The organism is Flavobacterium fontis, from assembly GCF_900129405.1.
Taxonomy (GTDB): Bacteria; Bacteroidota; Bacteroidia; order Flavobacteriales; family Flavobacteriaceae; genus Flavobacterium; species Flavobacterium fontis.
In genome coordinates this window covers 52,814-78,804 of record NZ_FQVQ01000014.1, presented here as the reverse complement: position 1 = coordinate 78,804, position 25,991 = coordinate 52,814, and the positions used below count along the sequence as shown (strand labels likewise).

The following is a 25,991-nucleotide window of genomic DNA, read 5'->3' as shown; positions in this document are numbered from 1 at the left end:
TTGAATTATGAAACATCAACACAAATACGATGCACAAGGAAAACAACTTTGTTGCACATTAGAAGAAAAAATAAATAAAAAACCCGATAATCATTCTGATGATGATGTACACGACCATAACCATTCCAACGAAGATAAATCTACCTTTCAAATGTTTGTTCCAGCAATCATAAGTTTTGTTTTGTTGATGGTTGCCATTGGTTTCGATAACTACTTTCCACAATCGTGGTTTACAGGTTGGGTACGAACTATATGGTATGTTGTTGCTTATGCACCAGTCGGTTTTCCTGTAATCAAAGAAGCTTTAGTTGCTATAAAGAAAGGAGAGATATTTTCAGAATTTTTGTTAATGAGTATTGCAACTATTGGAGCTTTTGCAATTGCAGAATTTCCAGAGGGTGTTGCCGTGATGCTGTTTTATGCTGTTGGCGAAGTCTTTCAAACACTTGCAGTTCAAAGAGCCAAAGCAAATATAAAATCCTTACTCGACCAAAGACCAGATGAAGTTACTATTTTAGAAAATAATGTAGCCAAAACAATCAAAGCAGCAACAGCTAAAATTGGAGATATTATCCAACTCAAAGCAGGCGAAAAATTGGGTTTAGATGGCGAATTACTTTCCGATACAGCTTCATTTAATACAGCAGCACTTACCGGAGAAAGCAAACCCGATACCAAAGCAAAAGGAGAAACCGTTTTAGCAGGAATGATAAACCTAAATTCGGTTTGTCAAGTAAAAGTAACAACCGCTTACACCGATAGCAAACTATCCAAAATACTCGAAATGGTGCAAGATGCCACAGCAAAAAAAGCACCAACCGAATTATTTATACGCAAGTTTGCCAAAATTTATACACCAATTGTAGTGCTTTTAGCCATCTTAATTTGTGTGGTTCCAATGCTTTTTGTAGCGGATTATCAATTTAGAGATTGGTTGTACCGTGCATTAGTGTTCTTGGTTATTTCGTGTCCTTGTGCGTTAGTCATCAGTATTCCGTTAGGATATTTTGGCGGAATTGGAGCTGCTTCTAAAAACGGAATTTTATTCAAAGGAAGTAATTTCCTCGATGTAATGGCTTCCATTCAAAACGTCGTAATGGACAAAACAGGCACAATGACCGAAGGTGTTTTCAAAGTGCAAGAAGTCGTTTTTAATTCCGATTTTAATCAAACCGAAATACTGCAATTGGTCAATGCCTTAGAAAGTCAAAGTACACATCCGGTTGCAACAGCCATTCATCAATATGTTGGAAAAATTGATAGTACCATTATTTTAAAAGACGTAGAAGAAATTTCAGGACACGGACTTAAAGCCATAGTAAACGGAAATGAATTATTGGTTGGAAATTTCAAACTAATGGATAAATTTTCTATTTCGTATGATATTGATCCAACCAGTATCGTTTATACCTTAATTGCTGTAGCTTACGATAAAAAATTCGTAGGTTATCTAACTATTGCCGACAGCATTAAAGAAGATGCACAAATCACAATAGATAAACTAAAAGCACTAGGTATAAAAACCATAATGTTAAGTGGCGATAAAAATACCGTAGTGCAGTTTGTAGCAAAATCACTCGGAATTACAAATGCTTTTGGAGATTTACTTCCCGAAGACAAAGTGAATAAAGTTAAAGAAATCATTGCTAAAAATGAAACGGTAGCATTTGTCGGCGATGGTGTAAACGATGCACCAGTAGTAGCGTTAAGTAACGTAGGAATAGCAATGGGTGGTTTAGGAAGTGATGCCACAATCGAAACTGCCGATGTAGTTATTCAAGATGACATGCCTTCAAAAATTCCAATGGCTATCAATATTGGCAAACAAACCAAGAAAATTGTTTGGCAAAATATTATTTTAGCATTTGCTGTAAAAACAATAGTTTTAGTACTTGGTGCAGGTGGTTTAGCCACAATGTGGGAAGCCGTTTTTGCCGATGTAGGAGTAGCTTTGTTAGCTATTTTAAACGCAGTTAGAATTCAGAGAATGAGATTTTAACATCAATTTTAACATAAAGCAATAATTTTTAGTTAGTTTTGTATTGTTTTAATATTTATATGAAAAAATACCACATCATACTTGTAGTTTTACTAGGCATGTTCCTCATGCCTAATAATGCTTTTGCTTGTGGTAAAGGTTCAGAAAAGAGTTCCTGCAAAAAAGAAATTTCATCCAATAAAACACAAAAAAAGAGCTGTTGCGCTGATGAAAATACAAAAGATAAAGACAACAAGGGTTGTGGCGGCAAATGCGGGCATTCCGGTTGCGGTTGTTCATCAACTTGCCCTACTTCATCGGTAAGCTTCGTACCCGAAATTAGTTTTCAGCTGACTGCCTTTAACTTTCCTTCATTCGAAAAAATCAATTTTTTATATACTACACCATCAATCTCCGATGGTTTTTATTCCATTTGGCTAATCCCTAAAATAAGCTAAATCCAATTTTTGACGGCCATAAGTGTGTCAAATTCATAGCGTTTTGCTATCCAATTAACAACAGTTTTAGAATACCTTTTGCTACGCCATTATTTGGGTTGTAATACCATTGCTTTCACAACTGTTATTTATTCAAAATTATTTAACAAATCAATCAAGGTAAACTACTTTGATTACTCAAACATTATTTAAAATGAAAAGCTCATTTATAAAAATAATGATAGCAGCTGTAATGTTGCTATCAACTTCTATCAACGCACAAATAAAAAATGCAAAAACCGAAACAGTTAAAGTCTATGGTAACTGTGGAATGTGCGAAACTACAATCGAAAAAGCAGGAAGTATTAAAAAAATTGCTAAAGTAGATTGGAACCAGGAAACCCAAATGGCAACATTAACTTATGATGCTAGTGTAACAAATCAGGATGAAATACTTAAAAGAATTGCGTTAGCAGGTTATGACAGTGATAAATTTCTTGCCCCTGATGAGGTTTACAATAATCTTCACGGCTGTTGTCAATACGATAGAGTAGCAAAAGTTCCTGTAAAAGAAGAAAACAGAACTACTGCTGGCACCGATAGTCATTCCAATCACGGGAACCATTCTGAAACAACTACTAATGTAATTCAAAATGAAAATCAATTAAAAGCAGTATTTGATAATTATTTTTTATTGAAAGATGCTTTGATTACTTCTGATGGAACAAAAGCTGCAGCAGCTTCTAAAGAACTTTTAACAGCTGTAAATAACGTCAAAATGGACAAGCTTGATATGGAAGCGCACATGGTTTGGATGAAAGTTGTAAACCCAATAAAAGAAGATGCTGAACACATAGCTGATACAAAAGATGTAAAACACCAGCGTGATCACTTTACCACATTGTCAAAAGACATATACACATTAATCAAAGCAGCAAAATACGAAGTCCCTGTTTACTTTCAATTCTGCCCAATGTATAACGATGGTAAAGGAGCCAATTGGTTGAGCAAAGAAAACGCGGTAAAAAACCCATATTATGGGTCAATGATGCTAAACTGTGGAAAAACAGTAGAAACTATTAAATAACCTAAAAAAATATGAAAAATTTATCAATGATAGCTTCATTTATTGGAGCACTATTTTTAACCTCTTGTAATAACAACGATGACAATATGGATATGACATTAAATGTCGATTATCCGGCGGCATACATTGTAAACGGAGAAGATGGTTCCGTTTCAGTAGTCAAGTTAAGTACTAATGAAGTAACCGGAACTATAGAATTAATGGGTAGCGGTTCAGATATGATTATGTGGCCACATCACATTTCATCACACCAAGATCATCTGGCAATTGGTGTTCCTGGAATGGATTTGAGTGCAGGGCATTCAGGATTAAATACATCAGGGATGAATGGTAAATTATTAGTTATTGATGCCATGGATGGGTCAATTATAAAAAACATCAACCTTCCGTTAATGAACCACAATTCTATTTATTCTCCTAACGGAAACGAAATTTGGGTACCTCAAATGGATGAAATGAATAGCAAAGTCTTGGTATATGATGCTACTACTAATGCCTTATTGAATACAATCGATGTCGGAATGATGGCTGCTGAACTAACATTTTCTTCCGATGGCACAAAAGCCTATGTGGCAAATGGTGATGATGACAATGTAACAGTGATAAATACTTCAACAAAAGCGATAATCACAACAATTGCTGTTGGAGACAATCCTGTAGGTGCCTGGACAGGAAGTAATAATAAAATGTATGTAGACAACGAAGATGGACAAACTATTTCTGTAATTGATGTAGCTACAAACTCGGTAGACGAAACAATTACTTTAGGTTTCATGCCCGGAATAGCATCATATAACGGTCCTAAAAATGAATTATGGGTTTCAGATCCAATGGCTGGAAAAGTGCATTATTGGACTTGGGATGCAGGAATGAATATGTGGATGCATGGAAGTTCTTTTAATACTGGTGCCGGTGCACATGCAATAGCATTCACAACAGACGGTAATACTGCTTATGTGACTAATCAAACGGCTAATACAGTTTCAGTAGTCAACACCACCAATCATTCAGTAACAAAAACGATTAACGTTGGAAGAAAGCCAAACGGGATTGTTATAAAAATGTAACACTTTAACAAACTAGGCCTTATGTCGGCATAGGGCTTAGTTTTATAAAAAACAATGGTACTATTATGTTAATCAAAAATCAAGTAAAATACTTCATCACACTATTTATAATCTTCACGTTTTCAACTAAAGCACAGATTAAAGTGGGTGATTCTATACCATCAATTACACTGAAAAGCAATACTAATAGTGAGGTAATTACCTCATCTTTTAAAGGAAAATATGTGCTTGTCGATTTTTGGGCATCTTGGTGTGCACCTTGCCGATTGGGAAATAAAAAATTAGTGAAACTGCATAATGAGATTAATTCAGGCAAAATTGAAATAATAGGCATATCAATAGACACCGATATCAATAAATGGCTAAAAGCAATTGAAAAAGACAAAATAAAATTCACTCAATTGATCGACCCAAATGGATTTGAGGCTAAGGCAGCCTTAGTTTTCGGAGTAGAAGAATTACCATCAAAGTACTTATTCAATCCCGATGGCATTCTACTAGCAAAAAATCCAACAGATGAAGAAATAATAAAATTAATAAAAGAGTAAAATGAAACGCCCATTAACATTATTTAGATATAAAGGAGATTTAGTAGGCGTTCCATCTTCAATTAAAAAACAAATATTAAATACAGATGAATAAAATAAATAAAGTCTATGTAATAGCAGCATCAATCGCTTTGATGTTTTCAATGAAAAGTAATGCACAAATTGTGAAAGCCGAAATCAGGGCTACGGGTTTAACATGCTCTATGTGCTCCAATGCCATAAACAAACAGTTAAAAACACTTCCGGAAGTAGTTAAAGTAGAGACCGATTTAAATACCAATACCTTTACAGTAACCCTTACTGAGGGCAATACGCTAAGCCCAAAAGTATTTAAGGAAAAAGTAGAGAAAGCAGGTTTTTTTATCGGAACATTAGTATTGACAGCAAAACCTGAAACCATAACCCAAAGTACTTATATTTTGGTTAATAATAACACGGCCAACGGCACCGAAATACAATTTCAGGTAGTAGACAAAGGCTATGTGACTGAAAAGGAATTCAAAAAATTATCCAAATCATACAAGAATGTTGAAACGTATGCTTCAAACAATGAAGATGATTTCCACATTAAAATTCTGAATTAATGAGAAAGATTATTTTATTTTTAATTTCAATAAGCAGCCAAAACATTACTAGTCAGGAGTTATTCGTGGTAACTGATCCGGCCAGTAATGTTCCGGCAAATTCTTTGGCAGTTAATGTGATGCAGTCGCTTTTCAAAGAAGAAATGAAATCAGGCTACAATTACCATTTCATGCCCGAAGTAACTTATGGACTTAACAAGAACATCATGTTCCGGGCTTCTGCTTTTATAAGTAACAGAAGCAACCAACTGGTTACCGAAGGAGGTAGTTTTTACACAAAATATCGTTTCTATTCCTCCGATGACCTCAACAGTCATTTCCGGATGGCAGCATTTGGAAGATATAGTTTCAATAATGCTGACATTCACCAAGAGCAAATAGAAATCTTAGGACACAACACAGGCTTCGAAGGTGGATTTGTAGCCACTAAGTTGATTAAAAAACTGGCAATTAGTTCTTCAGTAAGTTTTGAAAAAGCATTTGACAACAAACCTGATTATCCTTTCCCTGATAATATGGGTGACAATGCCACCAATTATACCTTATCATTTGGAAAATTGATGTATCCAAAAAAATACACCAGTTACAAGCAAACAAATATTAATGTAATGGTAGAATTTGTTGGTCAAACAATTAACGAAAATGGCAAATCCTATTTAGATGTGGTACCTGCAATACAATTTATTTTCAATAGCCAGGCAAGATTGGACTTAGCATACCGCCAAGAACTGCTAAGTTCAATGGTACGTTCAGCACCGAATGGATTTTATTTCAATCTGTACTATACTTTTTTCGATTTAACAAAATAAAACCAAGATGAGTACAACAAAATTTATTCCGGCATTAGGTTATGATTTTTTAAGCGATTATTACGATTTAGCAATCAAATTAACTATGCCTGAGAAAAAATTCAGAAACAAGTTAGTAGATTTTGTCAATCCTCAAGAGAATGAGAAAATATTAGAGTTTGGTTTTGGAACCGCACAAAACATCATTATTCTAAAACAGCGCTTTCCTAATTGTAACATACAAGGCGTTGACATCGATCCTAAGATTAAGTCAATAGCAGAGTATAAATTAAAAAAGTACGGAATTAAGGCTCAGCTTTTTTTGTATGATGGAAATAAACTACCATTTGAAGACAATTCATTTGACAAGGTATATAGTTCGCTTGTTTTTCATCAGTTAGATAGGATTACAAAATTAAAATGCTTGCTGGAAATTAATAGGATACTTAAACCTAATGGAGAATTAATCATTGGAGATTGGGGTAAAGCAAAAACAAAATGGATGCGGTTTTCCTTTTACTTAGTTCAATTATTAGACGGTTTCAAAACTACCACTGATAATGTAAATGGATTAATGATAAAATACATTACTGATACAGGATTTAAAAATGCTCTGGAAGTAGATTATATAAACACATCAATAGGCACTTATTCTTATTATAAAGCAGAAAAAATAATTAATAACTAAAAAATATTACATCATGAAAACACTTTTTTTAACAGCTTTTTTAGCGATAACAATAGTATCGTGTAACAATAAAGCTAAAGAAACAGAAACCAATGCAACAGAAACCCAAGCAGGTTCAAACGAATTATTCGCCTGTCCAATGCACCCTGAAGTAACAGGAAAAAAAGGAGAAAAATGCTCCAAATGTGGTATGGAATTAACAGAGCCGGTTGCACAAGGTCAGCCGGCCCATGATAGCACCCATGATGATGCGGCTCAACCCACAGCTGATGAAACTGCAGCAAATGCAACATCTGCATTCTCTACCGACGAAATCATTGCAAACTATCTAAAAATCAAGAATGCACTCACCAAAGATGATGCAAACGGTGCTGCCACCGCAGGTAAAGAATTGTATAAAACGTTCAATTCCGCTGACGCATCCGGTTTAACGGCTGCCCAGAAAAAGGAATATACAGACATTGCTGGCGATGCTAAGGAACATGCTGAGCATATCGGAGACAACGCAGGAAAAATAGCCCATCAACGTGAACATTTTGCAATACTAAGTAAAGACATCAATGATTTAATAAAACTTTTAGGCTCAAACAAAAAATTGTATCAAGACCATTGTCCAATGTATGACGACGGTAAAGGTGCCATTTGGATCAGCGAAACCAAAGAAATAAAAAATCCTTTCTACGGCTCTAAAATGCTAACATGTGGTAGTGTGAAAAAAACGTTATAAAATGAAAAGGAAATTAAAAAAAGTAGGCATTGCTCTTTTTTTGGTATTGATAGCAATACAATTCTATCAGCCTGCTCTGAATCAAAATCCGGGGCAGGATTATACAAATGATTTTCTTATTACAACCAATGCGCCAAGCAATATTTCAAAACTAATCAAGACATCTTGTTACGATTGCCACAGCAATAACACCGAGTACTTGTGGTATGATTACGTTCAACCCGCCAGAATGTTTGTAGAGTCACATATTAAGGAGGGGAAAGAAGAATTAAACTTTAACGAGTTTGGCAGTTATTCCAATCGAAAGCAGCAAAGTAAACTAGAAGCCATCGGTAAACAAATTAAATCGGATGAAATGCCATTAACTTCATATACCCTATTACATCGCGATGCAATAATTAATGAAGTCCAAAAACAGGAATTAATAACCTGGATTAATTCAATAAAACAAAACAGTTTATCTGAAAAATAAGGAAATATGGTAGAAAAACTAATAACATTCTCACTAAAAAACAGAGCAATTGTGCTACTTGTTTCTGCAGGATTATTTGTGTGGGGAATCTACAGCGTAAGACAAAACCCTATCGATGCAATTCCTGATTTATCCGAAAATCAAGTGATTGTATTTACAGAGTGGATGGGTCGAAGTCCACAGGTTATAGAAGCTCAAGTAACATACCCTTTGGTTTCCAACTTACAAGGAATCCCTAAAGTAAAAAACATTCGTGGAGCATCTATGTTTGGGATGAGTTTTGTCTATATAATTTTCGAAGATGATGTTGATGTTTATTGGGCAAGAACACGAGTTTTAGAAAGACTAAACTATGCACAACGCTTATTGCCCCAAAATGTAGTTCCATCCCTAGGTCCAGATGGAACAGGTGTTGGCCACATTTTTTGGTATCATTTAGAAGCCAATGGAATGGACTTGGGAGAGCAAAGAGCCTTACAGGACTGGTATGTGAAATTTGCACTGCAAACAGTTCCCGGTGTAGCAGAAGTTGCTTCATTCGGAGGTTTTGAAAAGCAATATCAATTGGTTTTAGATCCACTAAAAATGCAGTATTATAATGTCAGTATGATGGAAGTAATGAATGCTGTTAAGGCTAATAACAATGATGTAGGCGGCCGAAAGTTTGAAATGAGTAATATGTCTTATATCATTAGAGGTTTAGGCTACATAAAGAACAGTAAAGATGTCGAGGATATTTCGATTAAAAATTACAATTCTATCCCTGTGAAGGTAAAAGACATAGGTTCAGTACAAATGGGTGGAGATTTACGCCTTGGAATTTTTGACCAAAACGGAACTGGGGAAGTCGTAGGCGGTATAGTGGTAATGCGTTACGGCGAAAATGCTGATAAAGTCATCAAAGCGGTTAAAGCAAAGATGAAAGAAGTTGAAAAAGGATTGCCCGAAGGAGTGAAATTTAAAACTTCCTATGACAGAAGCGAGTTAATCGAAAAAGCTATTGAATCTGTCAAGGGAACACTTATAGAAGAAATGATAGCAGTTTCACTCGTTATCTTAATTTTTCTGTTCCATTGGAGAAGCGCCCTTATAATCTTAATTCAACTTCCTATATCCGTAGCAATTGGCTTCATATTGCTTGAAGCATTTGGTATTTCATCTAATATTATGTCATTAACCGGTATTGCACTCGCTATTGGAGTTGTTGTGGATGATGGAATTGTAATGGTTGAAAACGCCTACAGGACAATCTCAGAGAAACAAGAAGAAATGATTGATAACAAGTAAATTGGTATGATGATAGAAAAAATTAAAAATTTATTTAAAAAGGAACACGACCCTTTATCCTCTGATGAAAAACTTCAACTAATTGAAAAATCATCAAAGTTAGTAGGACCGGGTGTTTTTTACTCAACACTAATCGTAATTGCTTCTTTTCTGCCGGTTTTTTTACTCACAGGTATGGAAGGAAAGTTGTTTAGCCCTTTGGCTTGGACTAAATCTTTCATTCTTATCGTTGATGCATTTTTAGCCATCACACTCACACCGGTGCTTATAAGCTTTTTATTAAAAGGCAAACTTCGCCCTGAGAATAAAAATCCAATCAACAGAAAACTGGAAAGTATATATACTCCAATTTTAGTTTTTTGTTTGAAATGGAGGAAAACGGTTTTAGGAATTAATATAGTCGCTTTACTAATTGGTTTAGTGATGTTTACTCGCTTAGGTTCCGAGTTTATGCCACCGTTGGATGAAGGCTCTGTACTTTTCATGCCGGTTACTTTGCCCGATGTTTCCAACTCGGAAGTAAAAAGAATATTGCAGGTTCAAGACAAACTAATAAAATCAATTCCCGAAGTAGACCATGTATTGGGAAAAGCCGGTAGAGCAAATACAGCTACAGATAACAGCCCTATCAGCATGATTGAAACCATCATTTTATTAAAACCTCAAAGTGAATGGAGAGAAGGAAAAACGAAGAATGACATCATTACCGAAATAAACAATAAACTTCAAATTCCTGGAGTAACCAACGGCTTTACACAACCTATCATTAACAGAATAAACATGCTTTCTACCGGTATCCGAACCGATGTTGGGATTAAGGTTTACGGAGAAAGTTTAGATACTATTAATGCACTATCTCAAAAAATCAAAAAAGCACTCGAAGGTACTTCGGGTGTAAAAGATTTATATGCAGAGCCAATTACCGGCGGAAGATACATCGATATTGAAGCCAAAAGGGAAATGTTGGGACGATACGGCCTTTCAATTGACGATATTAATGCAGTTGTTGAAGCAGCTATCGGAGGAATGAAACTGACAACTACAATTGAAGGACGACAACGCTTCTCTGTAAATGCAAGATATGCACAAGAATATAGAAACAGTATTGATGCACTGAAAAAATTGCAAGTCCAAACGATGCAATATGGCCCAATTCCTTTAGAAACCATTGCAGAGGTAAAAATAAGCGATGGGCCGCCTATGATAAATAGCGAAAATGCCATGCTTCGGGGAAGTGTGCTGTTTAATGTACGTGATCGAGATTTAGGTAGTACTGTGAAAGAAGCTCAGAAAAAATTAAATTCAATGATGTCTAAAATGCCAAAAGGATATTACATTGAATGGAGTGGCCAGTGGGAAAATCAGTTGAGAGCCAATAAAACGCTAAGCATCATACTACCAATTGTGGTGATAATTATCTTCCTTATTTTATATTTTACTTACCACTCCATGAAAGAATCTCTAATTACTATGATAACAGTACCTTTTGCTTTAATTGGTGGTGTTTTTATGGTCTACTTTTATGGAATTAATTTATCTGTTGCAGTTGCAGTTGGTTTTATTGCCCTCTTCGGAATGGCCATTGAAACAGCAATGTTGATGACTATTTACTTGAATGAATCGATGAACAAAATGGTCGAAAAATATGGGAACAGTTCACAAACCATTACTGAAGACATCTTGAAACAATATATCGTCGATGGTTCAGCCAAAAGATTGAGACCAAAATTAATGACGGTTTCGGTTTCTTTGTTTGGTCTTATCCCAATACTTTGGGCAACGGGGACTGGTGCCGATGTGATGCTACCTATCACAGTTCCGCTTATTGGTGGGACAATTACTTCTACAATTTACGTATTATTAGTAACTCCTATTGTTTTTGAAATGGTGAAACTTCACGAATTAAAAACTAAAGGCAAAATAGAACTTATAGATGTTAAAGAATAAATATTATATCGTTATAAGCTTTTTGATTTTAAGCTTTACAATTGCTAATGCACAGATTGTTTCACTGGATAATATCTTGAGCACAATCAAAACCGATAATCCGCAGCTAAAAATGTATGATGCCGATATCCAAAGTATGGATGCTGCTGCAAAAGGGGCTAAAAGCTGGATGGCACCTCAAGTAGAAACCGGTTTTTTTATGACGCCCTACAATACCAAAATGTGGAAAGCAGATGATATGAGTCCTGGCATGGGCAGTTATATGATTGGAGTCTCACAAATGATTCCCAATGCCAAAAAGCAAAATGCTGAATACAAGTACATGAGCGCCATGTCGTCTGTTGAAAAAGAAAACAAAAATTACACTCTAAATCAGCTTTATGCCATAGCCAAGACAAATTATTATCAATGGCTTGTACTAAATAAAAAAGTCAAAGTAGCCAATGATAATTTACTACTCTTAAACTACATGATAAAAAGCATGGAAATAAGATACCAGTACAATATGGATAAACTCCCCACTTATTATAAAGCAAAATCTCAATATAATGAGTTAGAAAGTATGATTATAATGCTTCAGAATGATATTTCACAAAAAAGAATTATGCTCAACACTCTAATGTCAAGAGATAAAAATATGGTGTTTGAAATTGAAGAAGCATTCGAACTAAAGGAATACAATTCACAACTATTGGACACCTCATCAATTTCCAAAAACAGAAGTGATATAAATGCCATCAAAAGAACCATGGAAGTAAACCAACTGAAAATTGATGCAGAAAAATCAAAATTTCTACCAGAGTTTGGAGTCAAATACGACCACATGTTTGCTTTTGGACAGCAACCACAACAATTTTCACTGATGGGTATGATAACTATTCCTATGCCTTGGTCAACTAAAATGAACAAAGCCAATATCAGTAGCTTTCAAATTAAAAATGAAAGTCTCAATTGGCAAAAACAAATGATTTTAAATGAAACAGTTGGAATGATTTCGGGCATGAATACAGAACTTTCAAACCTCAAAAAACAATACACTATCTCCGAAAAAAGCATTATCCCTTCATTGCGCAAAAATTATGACACAGCGGTATTAGCTTGGCAAAACAACACCGGCGATTTGTTCATTGTCTTAGACGCATGGGAAGCTTTGAACATGGCCCAAATGGACGCTCTCGACAAATTGCAGTCCATACTCAACACTCAGGTCGAAATCGAAAAACAACTCGAAATTAAGTAACTATGAATAAGTATATAAAATATGGTTTGATTCTAGGTATAATAGCAATAATCGGTTCTGCTATTTATTTCTATGTCATAAAACCTGAAGTACATGACGCAAGCTCTCATCAAAACGTTGTCTATACCTGTTCAATGCATCCGCAAATTATTAGAGACAAACCGGGAAACTGTCCTATCTGCGGAATGACTTTAGTAAAAAAAGTTACCGACAATCATTCTAATGAAGACCATAATATTGATAATGTCATCAAGCCAACGGATAACTTTGTAGTGGGCAAGTTTCAAACCACTACCGCAGTAGATTCAACCATAAGCGGTGAAATCAATCTTCCGGGTATTATCGCTTATGACCCAAATTCAGCCATAAATATTGCAGCAAAAATAAGTGGACGAATAGAAAAAATATACGTGAATTTTAAATACCAGCGCATTAGCAAAGGACAAAAACTATTTGATTTATACAGTCCAGAACTTTTAACAGAGCAAGAAAACTTCATTTATTTACTTTCAAATGATAGTGATAACCGTCCAATTATTGAGGCATCAAAACAAAAACTATTGCTTTATGGTATGACTCAAAATCAAATAAACGCTTTAGCTAATTCCAAAAAGGCCAATCCTAAATTAGCCATTTTCAGTCCTTCAAATGGAATTGTCATGGGAACAGAAACAATGGATGCATCATCAAATTCAGGGATGCAAAGTATAAACAGCAGTACTGAAAAGCTTGACTTAAAAGAAGGAAGCTATGTCAAAAAAGGAGAGGTTGTTTTTAAATTAGTAAATACCGATAAAGTTTGGGGAATATTCAATATTGCACAAGAAAGCAGTAGTCTTATTAAGGTTAATCAAGCCATTAAAATAACTTCTGAACTCAATGAGGAGAACTCAATAGAGGCCAAAATCAATTTTATTGAAACACAATTTAATGCCGCCGACAAAACCAATAGAATAAGAGTTTATTTAAACAATAACACACTCAAATTGCCAATAGGATTGAGATTGCAAGGTGTTATAAAAACACGGTCAATAAACAGTGTTTGGGTTCAAAAAGACGCATTAGTAAGTACCGGTAATAAAAAAATCGCTTTTATCAAATCTCAAAATGGTTTTAAAGCAATACCGGTAAAAACAGGATTTGAAATGAACGGATACATTCAAATCATTGATGGTATTTCAGTCAAAGACACTATTGCAAAAAATGCCCAATATTTAATCGATAGCGAAAGCTTTATTAAAACAGAGTAAGTATGAAAAAATTAAATCTAATACGCATCTTTTTATTGCTTATCATGGTACTTACAGCTTGTAATTCACCTAAAAAAGAAGACCATTCTCAGCATGGTAAAAAAGAAGAAGACCACTCACAACATGATAAGAAAGAAACAACTTTTTATACCTGTTCTATGGATCCTCAAGTAAAAGAAGACAAACCCGGGAAGTGTCCTATTTGCCACATGGAGTTAACACCCATAAAACAAGATGATAATGAGGTGAACCAAATAAGTTTAAGTAAGCAACAAATTCAACTAGGTAATATCACAACTCAGGTTATCGAACAAACCCAAAATAATGTAGAACAAAAGTACACCGGTGTTTTAACTTTCAATCAAGAAGAATCAAAAACCATTTCTTCAAAAGCAATGGGCAGAATTGAAAAATTGTATTTCAAATCTACTGGTGATTACCTGTCCAAAAACAAGCCTGTATATCAATTGTACAGTGAAGATATTGCAATAGCAAAACAAGACTATTATACTGCCTTTAAACAATTGGAGATGCCCGGTGATTTTGGAAAAAATGCAAAAAACATAATGAATGCGGCCAAACAAAAGCTCCTGTTTTATGGTTTGTCCAACACTCAAATTGAAAATATAAAAAGCAACAAAGATGTTTCGCCCTATACCACATTTTACAGCACTGTCGGTGGTACAATTTCAGAAATAACTGCCGTTGAAGGGAGCTATGTCATGGAAGGAACCCCAATAATTAAAGTGACCGATTTAAGTAAGCTCTGGCTCGAAACACAAGTTAATATTAACTACTTCAATAGTCTTAAAATAGGTCAAAATGCTACCATAACTTTTGCCGATTTTCCGGATAAATCTATAAGTGCTAAAGTCTCATTTATCAATCCCGAAATAAACCCGGAAACCCGTTTACTGTTGATTCGATTTGAAGTCCCTAATCAAAATCTAATCTTAAAACCGGGAATGCAGGCCATTGCAAAATTGATGATTTCCGGCGGTAAAGGAATCTACATTCCTACCGATGCAGTAATTAGAGAAGAAAACGCATCCTACATCTGGGTAGAAAAAAAACCGGGAGTTTATGAAAATCTAATGGTAGAAACAGGAATTGAAACCAATGGACTGATAGAAATCAAAACAAAAATTGCCAATGGTCAAAAAGTAGTGATAACAGGAGCCTATGCCATCAATAGCGAATATAAATTCCGCAAAGGCAGCGACCCGATGGAAGGCATGAAAATGTAATTTAAACAGTAAGGATGAACAATTTTAATCAAATAATACAGCAATACAAAAACGATACAGAGAGTGTTTATAATACTTGGTTTGTTGACAATGACCAACGGTTAAAGGCATTCAGAACTATCCGCCGCGGAATTATTCAGGTTGTTGAAGATATCAAAAACAAATCATTCCCAAACGATTTTAAAAATAGCAGCTTAGAATTTGTACTGAATTGCATTGCCGAGCAAAAACAGGTATTTGTTGGGGTTTCACATCCTTTTTATTGGAAACCAAAACTCCGAATTCCTGATATCTATGAAAATCAAACCAATAAAATTGCTTTTGGCCAATTCTTGGAAAATTGCATTAATGCAAAAAACGAAGAACAGGTACTTAGGGAAATTGTAAAACTCGACGAACTAAAAATTAAGGGACTTGGTCCGGCCGTAGCCAGTATTCTGTATTTCCTGCACCCAACCTGGTTTCCGCCTTTCAACACGGCAATTGTAAACGGTTTTAATTTTTTATTCAAGGATAAAAAGAAACTCGGAAGCTGGAGTGAATACCTAAAAATCAGGGAAACATTAATCGAAACCAACACTAAATTCAAATCAGAACTGTCCAATGATTTAGGTGCAATCGCAGGCTTGTGTTTTGAAATTGGCACTCAAAAAATGCTCATAGGAAATGATGACTATCTGAGTGAAGAAGAGCGTCATAAATTTGAAAAAAACATAGTAAAACGCCAAAAAGAAATTATAGAAGAAAAAAAGGAAGATAGCCTGCATAGTGAAATGCAATACCATTTATTGAAAATTGGGGCGTCATTAGGGTTTGATGTTACGCCTGCAAGCAATGATAAGAGCAAGGCCTTCAATGCACAAAGTTTTTCGTTTATCTCAATCAATAAATTTCCTGAATTACCGTGTGACAAAGACACGCAAAACACTATTAAACTCATAGATGTATTGTGGTTTGAAAAAGGAACAAACAATATCATTGGGGCATTTGAAGTTGAAAAGAGCACCAGTATTTACTCCGGTATCTTGCGCCTGTCAGACCTTTATTTCAGCATTTCTGATGGTGACGAGGTATTCTATATCATCATTCCTGACAGCCGCGAAAAAGATGTTATCCAGCAACTCAATAGGCCTGCTATAAAAAATTCAAAAATGAACATCAGGTATATCCTTTTTTCAGAATTAAGGGCCAATTGTGATGCGATTTGCAAATTTGGCACAGACCATTCAATTATGGAAAAAATAGCAAAATCAATTCAATAATTCAGTGATGAAAATATACATAAAAAATATGGTTTGCAGCCGCTGCAAGATGGTCGTAAAAGCTGTATTTGAAAGCATGGGAATCATTCCCATTTCAGTTGAGTTAGGTGAAGTTGAATTAAAAAATGACATTCAGGAAAATCAAAAAACCGAATTGTTAAAAAATCTGCGTGCAGTCGGCTTTGATTTGATTGATGACAGGAAAAGTAAAACAATCGATAAGATTAAAACATTGATTATTGATTTGGTCCAAAATAAAAATAATGATTTAAAAACGAACCTGTCAGAGTTTCTGTTCCAACACCTCCATCAAGATTATAATACCTTAAGCAATCTCTTTTCCGAAGTAGAAAACACAACAATTGAAAAATACTTCATCAATCAAAAAATTGAAAAAGTAAAAGAGTTGATTATGTATGATGAATTATCGCTGAGTCAAATAGCCTATTCATTAAATTATAGTAGCGTGTCGCATTTAAGTAACCAATTCAAAAAAGTGACCGGCTTTTCACCAACTCACTTCAAGAACATAAAAACCATCAAACGAAAGCAAATTGAAGACCTATAAATCTTGCAAATCAAACCCAAAATTGTGCAAATGCATAAAACAGTTATGATAGAAATTTGTATTAAAATAATATAAAAAATGATACATACTTACAGCATTACCGGAATGACTTGCGATGGTTGTCGCTCTAAAGTCGAAAAAGCATTGAATACTATTGAAGGTATTGAGGCAAAAGTTTCATTGAATCCACCAATAGCCACAATAACTATGGAAAAACACATTCCAACAACACAGTTGCAGGAAGCACTAACCGCCGTCGGAAAATATACCATAGAAATGAGTAATGGAAAAACAATAATAGACACTACCGCTAAAGAATCCGCTGTAAAGTCATGTTGTTCCTCTCATAATCATGATCATAAAAAAGAGGCTAATATACCAGGTAATGCTCAAGGGAAATACTATTGCCCAATGCATTGCGAAGGTGAAAAAGTTTATGATAAAGCAAGCGATTGTCCCGTTTGTGGAATGGATTTAGTCAAAGCACCTGAGCTAACTACTGCTAAAACTCTATATACATGTCCCATGCATCCCGAAGTAATCAGCGAAACTCCGGGTTCATGTCCTATTTGTGGAATGGATTTAGTACCAATGGAACCAAGCGAAAGCGAAGACCAAAAAACGTATAAAGATTTGGTAAAAAAAATGAAAATTGCAGTGTTGTTCACGGTTCCCATTTTCGCCATTGCCATGATTGAAATGGCACACAACAATCCTCTATTGCAATTAATGGCTGCTTCAAAATGGAATTGGGTACAATTACTATTATCGCTTCCTGTTGTTTTTTATGCCTGTTGGATATTCTTTGTTCGCGCCTGGAAATCAATAATCACTTGGAATTTGAATATGTTTACCCTTATCGGAATCGGTACAGGAGTGGCTTTTCTATTTAGTTTAGTCGGAATGTTTTTTCCTGATATTTTCCCAAACGAATTCAAAACAGAACACGGAACGGTATTATTATACTTCGAAGCTACAACAGTTATTCTGACTTTAGTTTTGTTAGGACAATTACTCGAAGCAAGGGCACACAGCCAAACCAGCGGAGCTATCAAAGAATTATTAAAACTTGCGCCAACTGAAGCTACTTTGGTTATTGATGGCGGTGATAAAGTAATATCAATCCACGACATCAAAAAAGGCGATTTATTGAGAGTAAAACCCGGAGATAAAATTCCTGTTGACGGTAAAATAACCGATGGGGAAAACAGTATAGATGAAGCCATGATTACTGGTGAGCCAATACCGGTTGATAAAAAGAAAGGCGATAACGTAATTTCCGGAACAATAAACGGAAACAAATCATTTGTGATGATAGCCGAAAAAGTAGGTTCCGAAACCTTGCTATCTCAAATCGTGCAAATGGTTAATGATGCTTCACGTTCCAGAGCACCAATTCAGAAATTAGCAGATAGTATCTCCAAGTACTTTGTGCCAATTGTGGTTATCATATCAGTAATAACATTTTTTGTTTGGGCAAAATTTGGTCCCGAACCAGCATTGGTGTATGGCTTTATAAATGCTATTGCTGTATTAATTATAGCCTGTCCTTGTGCTCTGGGTCTGGCAACTCCCATGTCAGTAATGGTTGGTGTTGGCAAAGGAGCACAATCAGGCGTTTTGATAAAGAATGCTGAGGCTTTAGAGAACATGAATAAGGTTAATGTTTTAATTACCGATAAAACAGGAACCATCACCGAAGGAAAACCATCTGTCGAAAAAATTTATGCATCCAATAACAACGATAGTGACTTATTGCAAAGCATTGCTTCCTTAAACCAATATAGTGAACATCCATTGGCACAAGCTGTGGTAATTTATGCCAAAACAAAATCCATTTCTTTAATCGAAGTAAAAGATTTTGAAGCCGTTGCCGGAAAAGGAGTTACAGGAACAGTTGCTGGTAAAAAAGTAGCATTAGGTAATAAAAAACTAATGGAACAAGTTAAAGCAACAGTTTCTGACGATTTAGAGAACAAAATCATTATTGAACAAAAATTAGGAAAAACAGTCTCTTACATTGCCGTTGATAACATAGCTGTTGGTTTTGTATCTATAACAGATGCTATTAAAACTTCTAGCAAAGAAGCCATAAAAGAATTAATGAGCCAGGGTGTCGAAGTAATCATGATGACTGGTGACAATGTCAATACAGCTAAAGCAGTTGCTGATGAATTGGGATTAAAAACCTATAAAGCTGGATGCTTACCCGAAGACAAACTCAAAGAAATTAAAAAATTGCAGGCAGAAGGCAAAATTGTAGCCATGGCTGGCGATGGTATAAATGATGCGCCGGCATTGGCACAAGCCAACATTGGAATAGCAATGGGAACAGGAACAGATGTCGCTATTGAAAGTGCCAAAATAACTCTGGTCAAAGGCGATTTACAGGGTATCGTAAAAGCCAAGAATTTAAGCCATGCTGTTATGAGAAATATTAAACAAAATCTATTTTTTGCCTTTTTCTATAATGTACTTGGTGTCCCAATTGCAGCTGGTGTGTTATATCCGGTTTTCGGAATTTTACTATCTCCTATGATTGCAGCTTTGGCAATGTCTTTCAGCTCCGTATCTGTTATTATCAATGCCTTGAGACTAAGAGGTTTAAAACTATAATAATTAACGATAACACGAATGAAACTAAAAAATAACATAGATAAATTAGGAACAATCGGGATGTTCTTTACAGCATTGCTTTCGCCTTGCTGTTTCCCTCTTTTTGCATTTGTAGCATCTGCTTTAGGTTTAGGTAGTTTTGAACTTTTTGGAGGTTGGACAATGTGGATTTTTCAAGGGATGGTCCTATTATCTTTAGTTGGCTTTTTTCTTTCCTATCGCCTGCATAGATGCCTATATCCTTTGTTGATAGCTATTCCAAGTACAATAATCATTTTTTACAGCTATTACTTTTGTAATAATGATTATCAGTCCTATTTTTTATATACTGGTATGTTCGGGCTTCTTATCGCTACAATAGTCAATTATCATAGAAACAAACTTCACTATGGCTGTAATACTTGCACGATGTACAACGGTAAATCAGTAGAACTGAAATCAAAAATAACATGTCCACATTGCGGTCACAAAAAAGAAGAAATGATGCCTACTGATGCTTGTCAATTCTTCTATGAATGCGAAAACTGTAAAAAAATAGTGAAACCTAAACAAGGTGATTGTTGTGTTTATTGCAGCTATGGCACTGTAAAATGTCCACCTATTCAATCAGGTGAAAAGTGCTGCTAAAAATAGTACAGGGCAGCATGCGGAAGCTAACAAAATGAAAGCTAAGCTTAAAGAATTAGATTAATATTCCAACATATTTAAAAATTAAAATAAATGAAAAAAAACATCCTATTAAGCTTTATGCTTTTGCAATCTGTAATACTGTCAGCACAAGACAAAGTTCAAATTAGAGTAACTGCAGCTAGCCCTGCAGCATCGTATGAGCAAGAAGTGGGTAGCGCAAAAATAAAAATTTCATATAGCAGACCTTTAGTCAGAGGACGAAAAATATTTGGGGAGTTAGTACCATTTGATAAACTTTGGCGAACAGGGGCAAGTGATTGTACTGTAATAACTACTTCCGAAGATATTTCATTTGGCAACAATGTATTAAAAACAGGTAGTTACTCAATATTCACAATTCCTTCAATCAATGAGTGGACTATAATTATCAACACAGATACTACTTTACATGGCGAAACCGGCTATGATGAAAAAAAGGATGTGATGCGTTTCAAAGTTCCTGTCGAAAAAAGCTCTAACTTCTATGAAACATTTACAATCGATTTAAATGACATCAACAGTAAGGGTGAAGCATTTCTGAAAATACTTTGGGAAAATACGATGGTTAAAATACCAATAAAAAGCCAAGAAGATGATACAATAGTAGCATTGATAGAACAACATATCATAAAAGGAAAAACCCAGGATGCCAATTTATTGTTTCAGGCAGCTAATTATTATTACAGCACAAATAGAGATTATAAACAGGCAATAATTTGGCTTTTAGAAGCAGAAAAATTAAACCCTGAAAACTTCTATTACCCAAATTTGAGACAAAAAATAGCATCCGAATTAAAAGATTATACCAATGCAATTGAAGCAGCAAAAAGAGCAATTACTTTGGCTGATAAGGAAAAAATGAAAACTACAATCGAGACACTAAATAAAAGAATAGCGGATTGGGAAATAATATTAAAAAATTAAAATTATGAAAACTAAAGTATTAATTATCGTTTTTCTGTTTTTTATTACTCATTTACTTGTTGCGCAAAACATAGTGCGTTACGATTTGTATGTTCGCGATACTATTGTCAATTATTCTGGTAAAGAAAAAAGAGCCATAGCAGTTAATGGTCAAATTCCAATGCCAACACTAACGTTTACCGAAGGTGATATTGCCGAAATTTATGTACACAACGAATTAAAAGAAAGCACATCGTTACATTGGCACGGACTATTTTTACCTAATAAAGAAGATGGTGTACCAAATTTAACGCAAATGCCTATCAAACCCGGAACAATTCATAAATACACTTTCCCAATCATACAAAACGGAACACATTGGTATCACAGTCATTCGGGTTTACAAGAACAAATCGGCATGTATGGTATGTTCATCATGAACAAAAAACAAAATGATAAAACATTTCGAAAAGGAATAGATGATTTACCAACTGTTCCAGTAATTTTAAGTGAATGGACCGATTTAAAACCCGAAAACATTCATCGAATGTTACACAACGCAACCGATTGGTTTGCCATCAAAAAAGGCACAACACAAAGTTATGCGGAAGCTATTAGGCAAGGTCATTTCAAAACAAAAATTGCCAACGAATGGAAACGAATGAACGCAATGGATGTAAGCGATGTATATTATGACAAGTTTCTAATTAATGGTAAAAATGAAAACCAATTATCGCAATTTAAAGGTGGTGATAAAGTTCGATTGCGAATAGCAAATGGCGGTGCTTCATCTTATTTTTGGTTGACTTATGCTGGTGGAAAAATTACTGTAGTTGCCAGTGATGGTAACGATGTTGAACCAGTTGAAGTTGATCGATTATTGATTGCAGTATCAGAAACCTATGATGTTATTGTTACAATTCCTGCCGATAATACTTCCTACGAATTTTTAGCAACTCCAGAAGATAGAACTAAATCAACTTCATTATACATTGGCAATGGCATCAAACAATTAATTGCTCCTTTACCTAAATTAAAATATTTTGAAGGTATGAAAATGATGAATGGCATGATGAAAATGAACGGCGACTTGGACGATATGGGAATGAGTATGTCCTTAAACCAAATGGATATGAATGTAGTAATGTATCCAGAAATAACTGGTGCTACAAATGCAAAAAACAAAGAAAATGAGAGTAGTATGGAAATGAAAAATGACCATTCCAACCATAATCAAAATCAATACAATGCCAATAAGCTATCTAGTATTACAACACTCAACTATGCAATGCTAAAAGCAACTGATAAAACGACATTACCCAAAGATGCACCAGTAAAAGAACTTCGTTTTGAGCTTACAGGAAATATGAACCGATACGTTTGGAGTTTAGACAATAAAGTAGTTTCTGAAACCGATAAAATACTTATAAAAAAAGGAGAAAATATTAGAATTACGCTTTACAACGGTTCCATGATGCGTCATCCAATGCACTTGCATGGTCATGATTTCAGAATTATTAATGGTCAAGAAGAGTTTGCGCCTTTAAAAAATGTAATGGATCTAATGCCAATGGAAACAAATATTATTGAATTCAATGCAAATGTTGAAGGCGATTGGTTTTTTCATTGTCATATTTTATACCACATGATGGCAGGTATGGGAAGAGTTTTTACCTACGAAAACCAAGCTCCAAATCCACTTATTCCAAATCCCAAATTAGCACAAAGAAAATTATTTGCCGATGATAGGAAATTTCATTTTATGGCAGAAAATGATTTTGCTACCAACGGAAACGATGGAGAAGCAATGTATCAAAGCACACGTTGGAGCATTGGAACAGAATGGAGATTAGGATACAATGATATGCACGGTTACGAAACCGAAACACATATCGGACGATATATCGGTAAAATGCAATGGCTAATGCCTTTCATTGGTTTTGATTGGAGATACAGGAAAATGGGTATAGATGAACAAGAACATAATCTTTTTGGACAAACCAATACTAAAGACAATCGAGCTGTTTTTAGTGCTGGTATAAATTATACTTTACCAATGCTTATTATGGCTCAAGTAGAAGTATTCACAGATGGAAATGTTCGTTTCCAATTGGAACGAAAAGATATTCCAGTTTCTAAAAGACTACGAATGAGTTTAATGTGGAATACAGATAAAGAATATATGGCAGCATTGCGTTACATAGTAAAAAGAAACTTTGGCATAACGACTCATTATGACAGTGATATGGGATTTGGATTGGGAGCTACTTTGAATTATTAATTTTTTTTAAATTAATATTTAAGATGCTTGTTGTAAAACAAGCATTTTTTTTTAAGTAAAATTTAAAACTGGACTGTAAAAAAATATAATAGTTTTTGATTAATATTTGTTTTTAAAACAATTGACTTTTTCGCTCATAGGTTAAAAGGACGTTTTACATTCCAGTTGCCACTCCTTTGCCAACGCTCCAAAAAAATTACTGGCACAGTTTTTAGAAAAAACCCGTACGCTTCGCAACTTGCGCCAGTAATTTTTTTCCCAAAGCTTCTTTACATAATGTGGCATTATAGTGCATCACCAAAATCCCAATCCAAAAGAAGTTACCGTATGCACTATAATAACATTATGTAAAAAAGCCGCACACCCAACGCGCTTGCCAGTGGCTTCAGGACAACATTTTTTGCAGCTCCCATCGCACCACCCAGCTACAAAAAAATACCGTCCTTCGCCACTGTCTTTAACAACGCTCGCCATTTCATCGTAAACTTTAGCGTTGTTATTTCTTTTTAAGAACGTTTGCGTTAATTGTCTTTATCATCTTTGCATTTAAATAGGAAGTAGTTGTATTGCTTTTGTAAGTAATAAAATGGCTTTAATTTTTCAGTTTATTTGCCTATGGTAAAAGCCATTTTATTACCCACAAAACCAAAATTCCCTGCAAGAGTATTATTTTTTTATTTGCTAGAAAAACAGCAGTAATTGCTTTAACGGAAAAGCCGATGCCATACCGTTCATAATAATAGTAATGACATACTATAAGGATTGTATTTCTTTCAAGTCTATGGCAGCAGCTTTTCCATTAAACCAATTAGAACATCTCGATAAACAAATAAAAAAATAATACCCTTGCTTGCGCTACTGCCCCATCGCACTAGGTAAGTTTTTACATTGTTTTTTGAAGATGCTTCCATTTCCATATTAACATTCCGACTGTACACTAACTACTGATTACTGAACACGACTCAAGCATCCTCAAAAATCAAATGAGAAGAAAGAGTATCCAATTTTTCTGCCGGATGAAAAACGTTTTTATTATTTGATTTGGACTTTCCATCCGTCCAAAAAAATGGATACCCTTTCAAGAACATTCCTGCATAAATCAAGACTCATTAATTCAAAATTTCATCCAAACAAACAAGGAAAATTTGATTAGATATTTCAAAATAAAAAATAAAAAAAAGAGAGCAAATCTATGTTGCAGGTATTCAAAAAAGCAAGTTCAAGCCCTTTGGGTTTTGGCTAAAATCTCCACCCTGCGGGTAGTATTTCATCCAAAAAACTGGCTTTTTAGAAACCTTCCACAAGGTCAAACGGCTTTCTTTTTTTTCCTTTTTTCTTTTGAAAAATTTGTGTGTGGGGCAGGGTGATAACCCGGAACCACCGCTCAAGACAGGAACAGGAAGATGTTAACTTTAATTCCGAAGCCATGACCAATTTTATCATCAAAACCCACAGACCAGGAACTAACTATTCAAAACCGCATTTGTTCATCCTAAACAAAGGATTAAACAGCGGCAAACCCCAAAAAGAGCCGTTTACAAATAGCTTTGTGATACTCTTACAACATGAAGAGGACTGCGAAAACTTCTATTTTATTGCCTTCAGCTTATGGCAAACCAAATTCTGGCATCAATTCCTAATCGGCTCCGTAATACCATTTTTGCGCCTTCCGGATTTCAAAAATGAATTCACTCCAAGAGCAAAAACTATGATGGAAGAACACGAGCAGCACCAAAAAAATATAACCGCGCTGAAACTGCTCCAGCAAAAGGAAAAACAATTTCATGAGAATTTAATCCTTATAAATGATTTGCGGAAAGCTATTTTGTATCGGTACTGTAATAAATAAAAAAAGCCTGGTCTAACGACTAGGCTTTCTCATATCCGGTAAAGGTTACCAATCAAAACCGGACTATTGTTTTTTAGATTTTGTTACCCATTTAAGGAATAGAGAAACGGAAAAACTTACTGTTGCTCCAATCACCGCTAAGATAATTGTTTTTACAATATCTTCCGAGAGTATATTGGGCAAAATGCTCAAAACTGTTCCGGAAGCAGTTCCCGTTTTGATGGAAAGATTAGTCTCCATCACGAGGTTTATTGAGGTTTTTAGCCTTGTCATCCAGGGCTTGTCGAAGGACCTTGTCCTCAACAGTTATCTGACTGACTGCCGAAAGTACTCCGCCGGCTACGGCTGAATATCCGGCAATGGTGACAACTACGGCCGGCAAAGCTACAGGTGCAGCTATGATGCTACCACTTACGGCCAATAATGCCAAGCCAATGGTTCGCAAAATCTTAAAAAACTTCGGGGTTGGGGCAGCTGCCCTTTGAACTACATTCAT

At 35.1% G+C, this 25,991-nt stretch carries 22 protein-coding genes and 2 pseudogenes; 22 read left to right on the top strand and 2 right to left on the bottom strand.

Translation table 11 applies throughout. The features are described from left to right. The first annotated feature begins 7 nt into the window (after positions 1-7). The 22 genes and pseudogenes from BUC17_RS11315 to BUC17_RS11210 all read left to right on the top strand — a co-directional run bounded on the left by BUC17_RS11315 (position 8) and on the right by BUC17_RS11210 (position 25,495). Positions 8-1,999, top strand: a complete 1,992-nt coding sequence (locus tag BUC17_RS11315) for a heavy metal translocating P-type ATPase (RefSeq protein ID WP_073364521.1) — start codon at positions 8-10, stop codon at positions 1,997-1,999. 59 nt (positions 2,000-2,058) lie between these two features. After that, a complete protein-coding gene (locus tag BUC17_RS14010; protein WP_073364518.1) occupies positions 2,059-2,436 on the top strand; it encodes a hypothetical protein in 378 nt (125 codons plus the stop codon). Between the two features lie 193 nt (positions 2,437-2,629). Next, entirely contained in the window at positions 2,630-3,502 is an 873-nt protein-coding gene (locus BUC17_RS11305) for a DUF3347 domain-containing protein (RefSeq protein WP_073364515.1), read from the top strand. An 11-nt stretch (positions 3,503-3,513) separates the two neighbouring features. Continuing rightward, entirely contained in the window at positions 3,514-4,569 is a 1,056-nt protein-coding gene (locus BUC17_RS11300; RefSeq protein ID WP_073364512.1) for a YncE family protein, read from the top strand. A 65-nt stretch (positions 4,570-4,634) separates the two neighbouring features. Beyond that, entirely contained in the window at positions 4,635-5,117 is a 483-nt protein-coding gene (locus BUC17_RS11295) for a TlpA family protein disulfide reductase (protein ID WP_073364510.1), read from the top strand. Positions 5,118-5,203: 86 nt separating this feature from the next. Then, complete coding sequence (locus tag BUC17_RS11290) at positions 5,204-5,701, top strand: heavy-metal-associated domain-containing protein (protein ID WP_073364507.1); 498 nt, start codon at positions 5,204-5,206, stop codon at positions 5,699-5,701. Next, positions 5,701-6,510 carry a hypothetical protein gene (locus tag BUC17_RS11285; RefSeq protein WP_073364504.1) on the top strand — a complete coding sequence of 270 codons (810 nt, stop codon included), beginning with the start codon at positions 5,701-5,703 and terminating at the stop codon, positions 6,508-6,510. The genes BUC17_RS11290 and BUC17_RS11285 overlap by 1 nt, the downstream gene beginning before the upstream one ends. A gap of 7 nt (positions 6,511-6,517) precedes the next feature. Next, positions 6,518-7,177, top strand: coding sequence for a class I SAM-dependent methyltransferase (locus BUC17_RS11280; protein WP_073364502.1), 660 nt, complete (start codon positions 6,518-6,520; stop codon positions 7,175-7,177). A gap of 13 nt (positions 7,178-7,190) precedes the next feature. Continuing rightward, the gene (locus BUC17_RS11275; RefSeq protein WP_073364499.1) at positions 7,191-7,904 is read left to right on the top strand and encodes a DUF3347 domain-containing protein; all 714 of its coding nucleotides are present in this window, start codon (positions 7,191-7,193) and stop codon (positions 7,902-7,904) included. Position 7,905: 1 nt separating this feature from the next. After that, on the top strand, positions 7,906-8,376 hold the full coding sequence (locus BUC17_RS11270) for a heme-binding domain-containing protein (RefSeq protein ID WP_073364496.1): 471 nt from the start codon (positions 7,906-7,908) through the stop codon (positions 8,374-8,376). Between the two features lie 6 nt (positions 8,377-8,382). After that, positions 8,383-11,610: pseudogene (locus BUC17_RS14330) on the top strand (efflux RND transporter permease subunit). After that, complete coding sequence (locus BUC17_RS11260) at positions 11,597-12,850, top strand: TolC family protein (RefSeq protein WP_073364492.1); 1,254 nt, start codon at positions 11,597-11,599, stop codon at positions 12,848-12,850. The pseudogene BUC17_RS14330 and the gene BUC17_RS11260 overlap by 14 nt, the downstream one beginning before the upstream one ends. Before the next feature lie 2 nt (positions 12,851-12,852). After that, positions 12,853-14,100, top strand: coding sequence for a heavy metal-binding domain-containing protein (locus tag BUC17_RS11255; RefSeq protein ID WP_073364489.1), 1,248 nt, complete (start codon positions 12,853-12,855; stop codon positions 14,098-14,100). 2 nt (positions 14,101-14,102) lie between these two features. Continuing rightward, positions 14,103-15,347, top strand: coding sequence for an efflux RND transporter periplasmic adaptor subunit (locus BUC17_RS11250; RefSeq protein WP_073364487.1), 1,245 nt, complete (start codon positions 14,103-14,105; stop codon positions 15,345-15,347). A gap of 14 nt (positions 15,348-15,361) precedes the next feature. Then, entirely contained in the window at positions 15,362-16,609 is a 1,248-nt protein-coding gene (locus BUC17_RS11245) for a hypothetical protein (RefSeq protein ID WP_073364484.1), read from the top strand. Positions 16,610-16,616: 7 nt separating this feature from the next. Next, entirely contained in the window at positions 16,617-17,177 is a 561-nt protein-coding gene (locus tag BUC17_RS11240; protein WP_073364481.1) for a helix-turn-helix domain-containing protein, read from the top strand. A 78-nt stretch (positions 17,178-17,255) separates the two neighbouring features. Further along, positions 17,256-19,793: a heavy metal translocating P-type ATPase gene (locus tag BUC17_RS11235; RefSeq protein ID WP_073364478.1), complete on the top strand. Its 2,538-nt coding sequence runs from the start codon at positions 17,256-17,258 to the stop codon at positions 19,791-19,793. 18 nt (positions 19,794-19,811) lie between these two features. Next, positions 19,812-20,150 (top strand): annotated as a pseudogene (locus BUC17_RS14270) (MerC domain-containing protein); the annotation flags it as partial. A gap of 51 nt (positions 20,151-20,201) precedes the next feature. Continuing rightward, positions 20,202-20,420, top strand: a complete 219-nt coding sequence (locus tag BUC17_RS14265; protein WP_229658308.1) for a GDCCVxC domain-containing (seleno)protein — start codon at positions 20,202-20,204, stop codon at positions 20,418-20,420. Positions 20,421-20,513: 93 nt separating this feature from the next. Beyond that, entirely contained in the window at positions 20,514-21,386 is an 873-nt protein-coding gene (locus tag BUC17_RS11225; protein ID WP_073364473.1) for a DUF2911 domain-containing protein, read from the top strand. Between the two features lie 4 nt (positions 21,387-21,390). After that, positions 21,391-23,646 (top strand): multicopper oxidase domain-containing protein, encoded by a 2,256-nt coding sequence (locus BUC17_RS11220; RefSeq protein ID WP_073364470.1) that lies wholly within the window; start codon positions 21,391-21,393, stop codon positions 23,644-23,646. A 1,426-nt stretch (positions 23,647-25,072) separates the two neighbouring features. Next, entirely contained in the window at positions 25,073-25,495 is a 423-nt protein-coding gene (locus BUC17_RS11210) for a DUF6943 family protein (protein WP_073364547.1), read from the top strand. A gap of 63 nt (positions 25,496-25,558) precedes the next feature. On the opposite strand, the gene BUC17_RS14165 is transcribed toward BUC17_RS11210, so the two are convergent. Beyond that, positions 25,559-25,735 (bottom strand): hypothetical protein, encoded by a 177-nt coding sequence (locus BUC17_RS14165; protein WP_200798334.1) that lies wholly within the window; start codon positions 25,733-25,735, stop codon positions 25,559-25,561. Further along, positions 25,725-25,991, bottom strand: coding sequence for a hypothetical protein (locus BUC17_RS11205; RefSeq protein WP_073364466.1), 267 nt, complete (start codon positions 25,989-25,991; stop codon positions 25,725-25,727). Before BUC17_RS11205 ends, BUC17_RS14165 begins: the two co-directional genes overlap by 11 nt.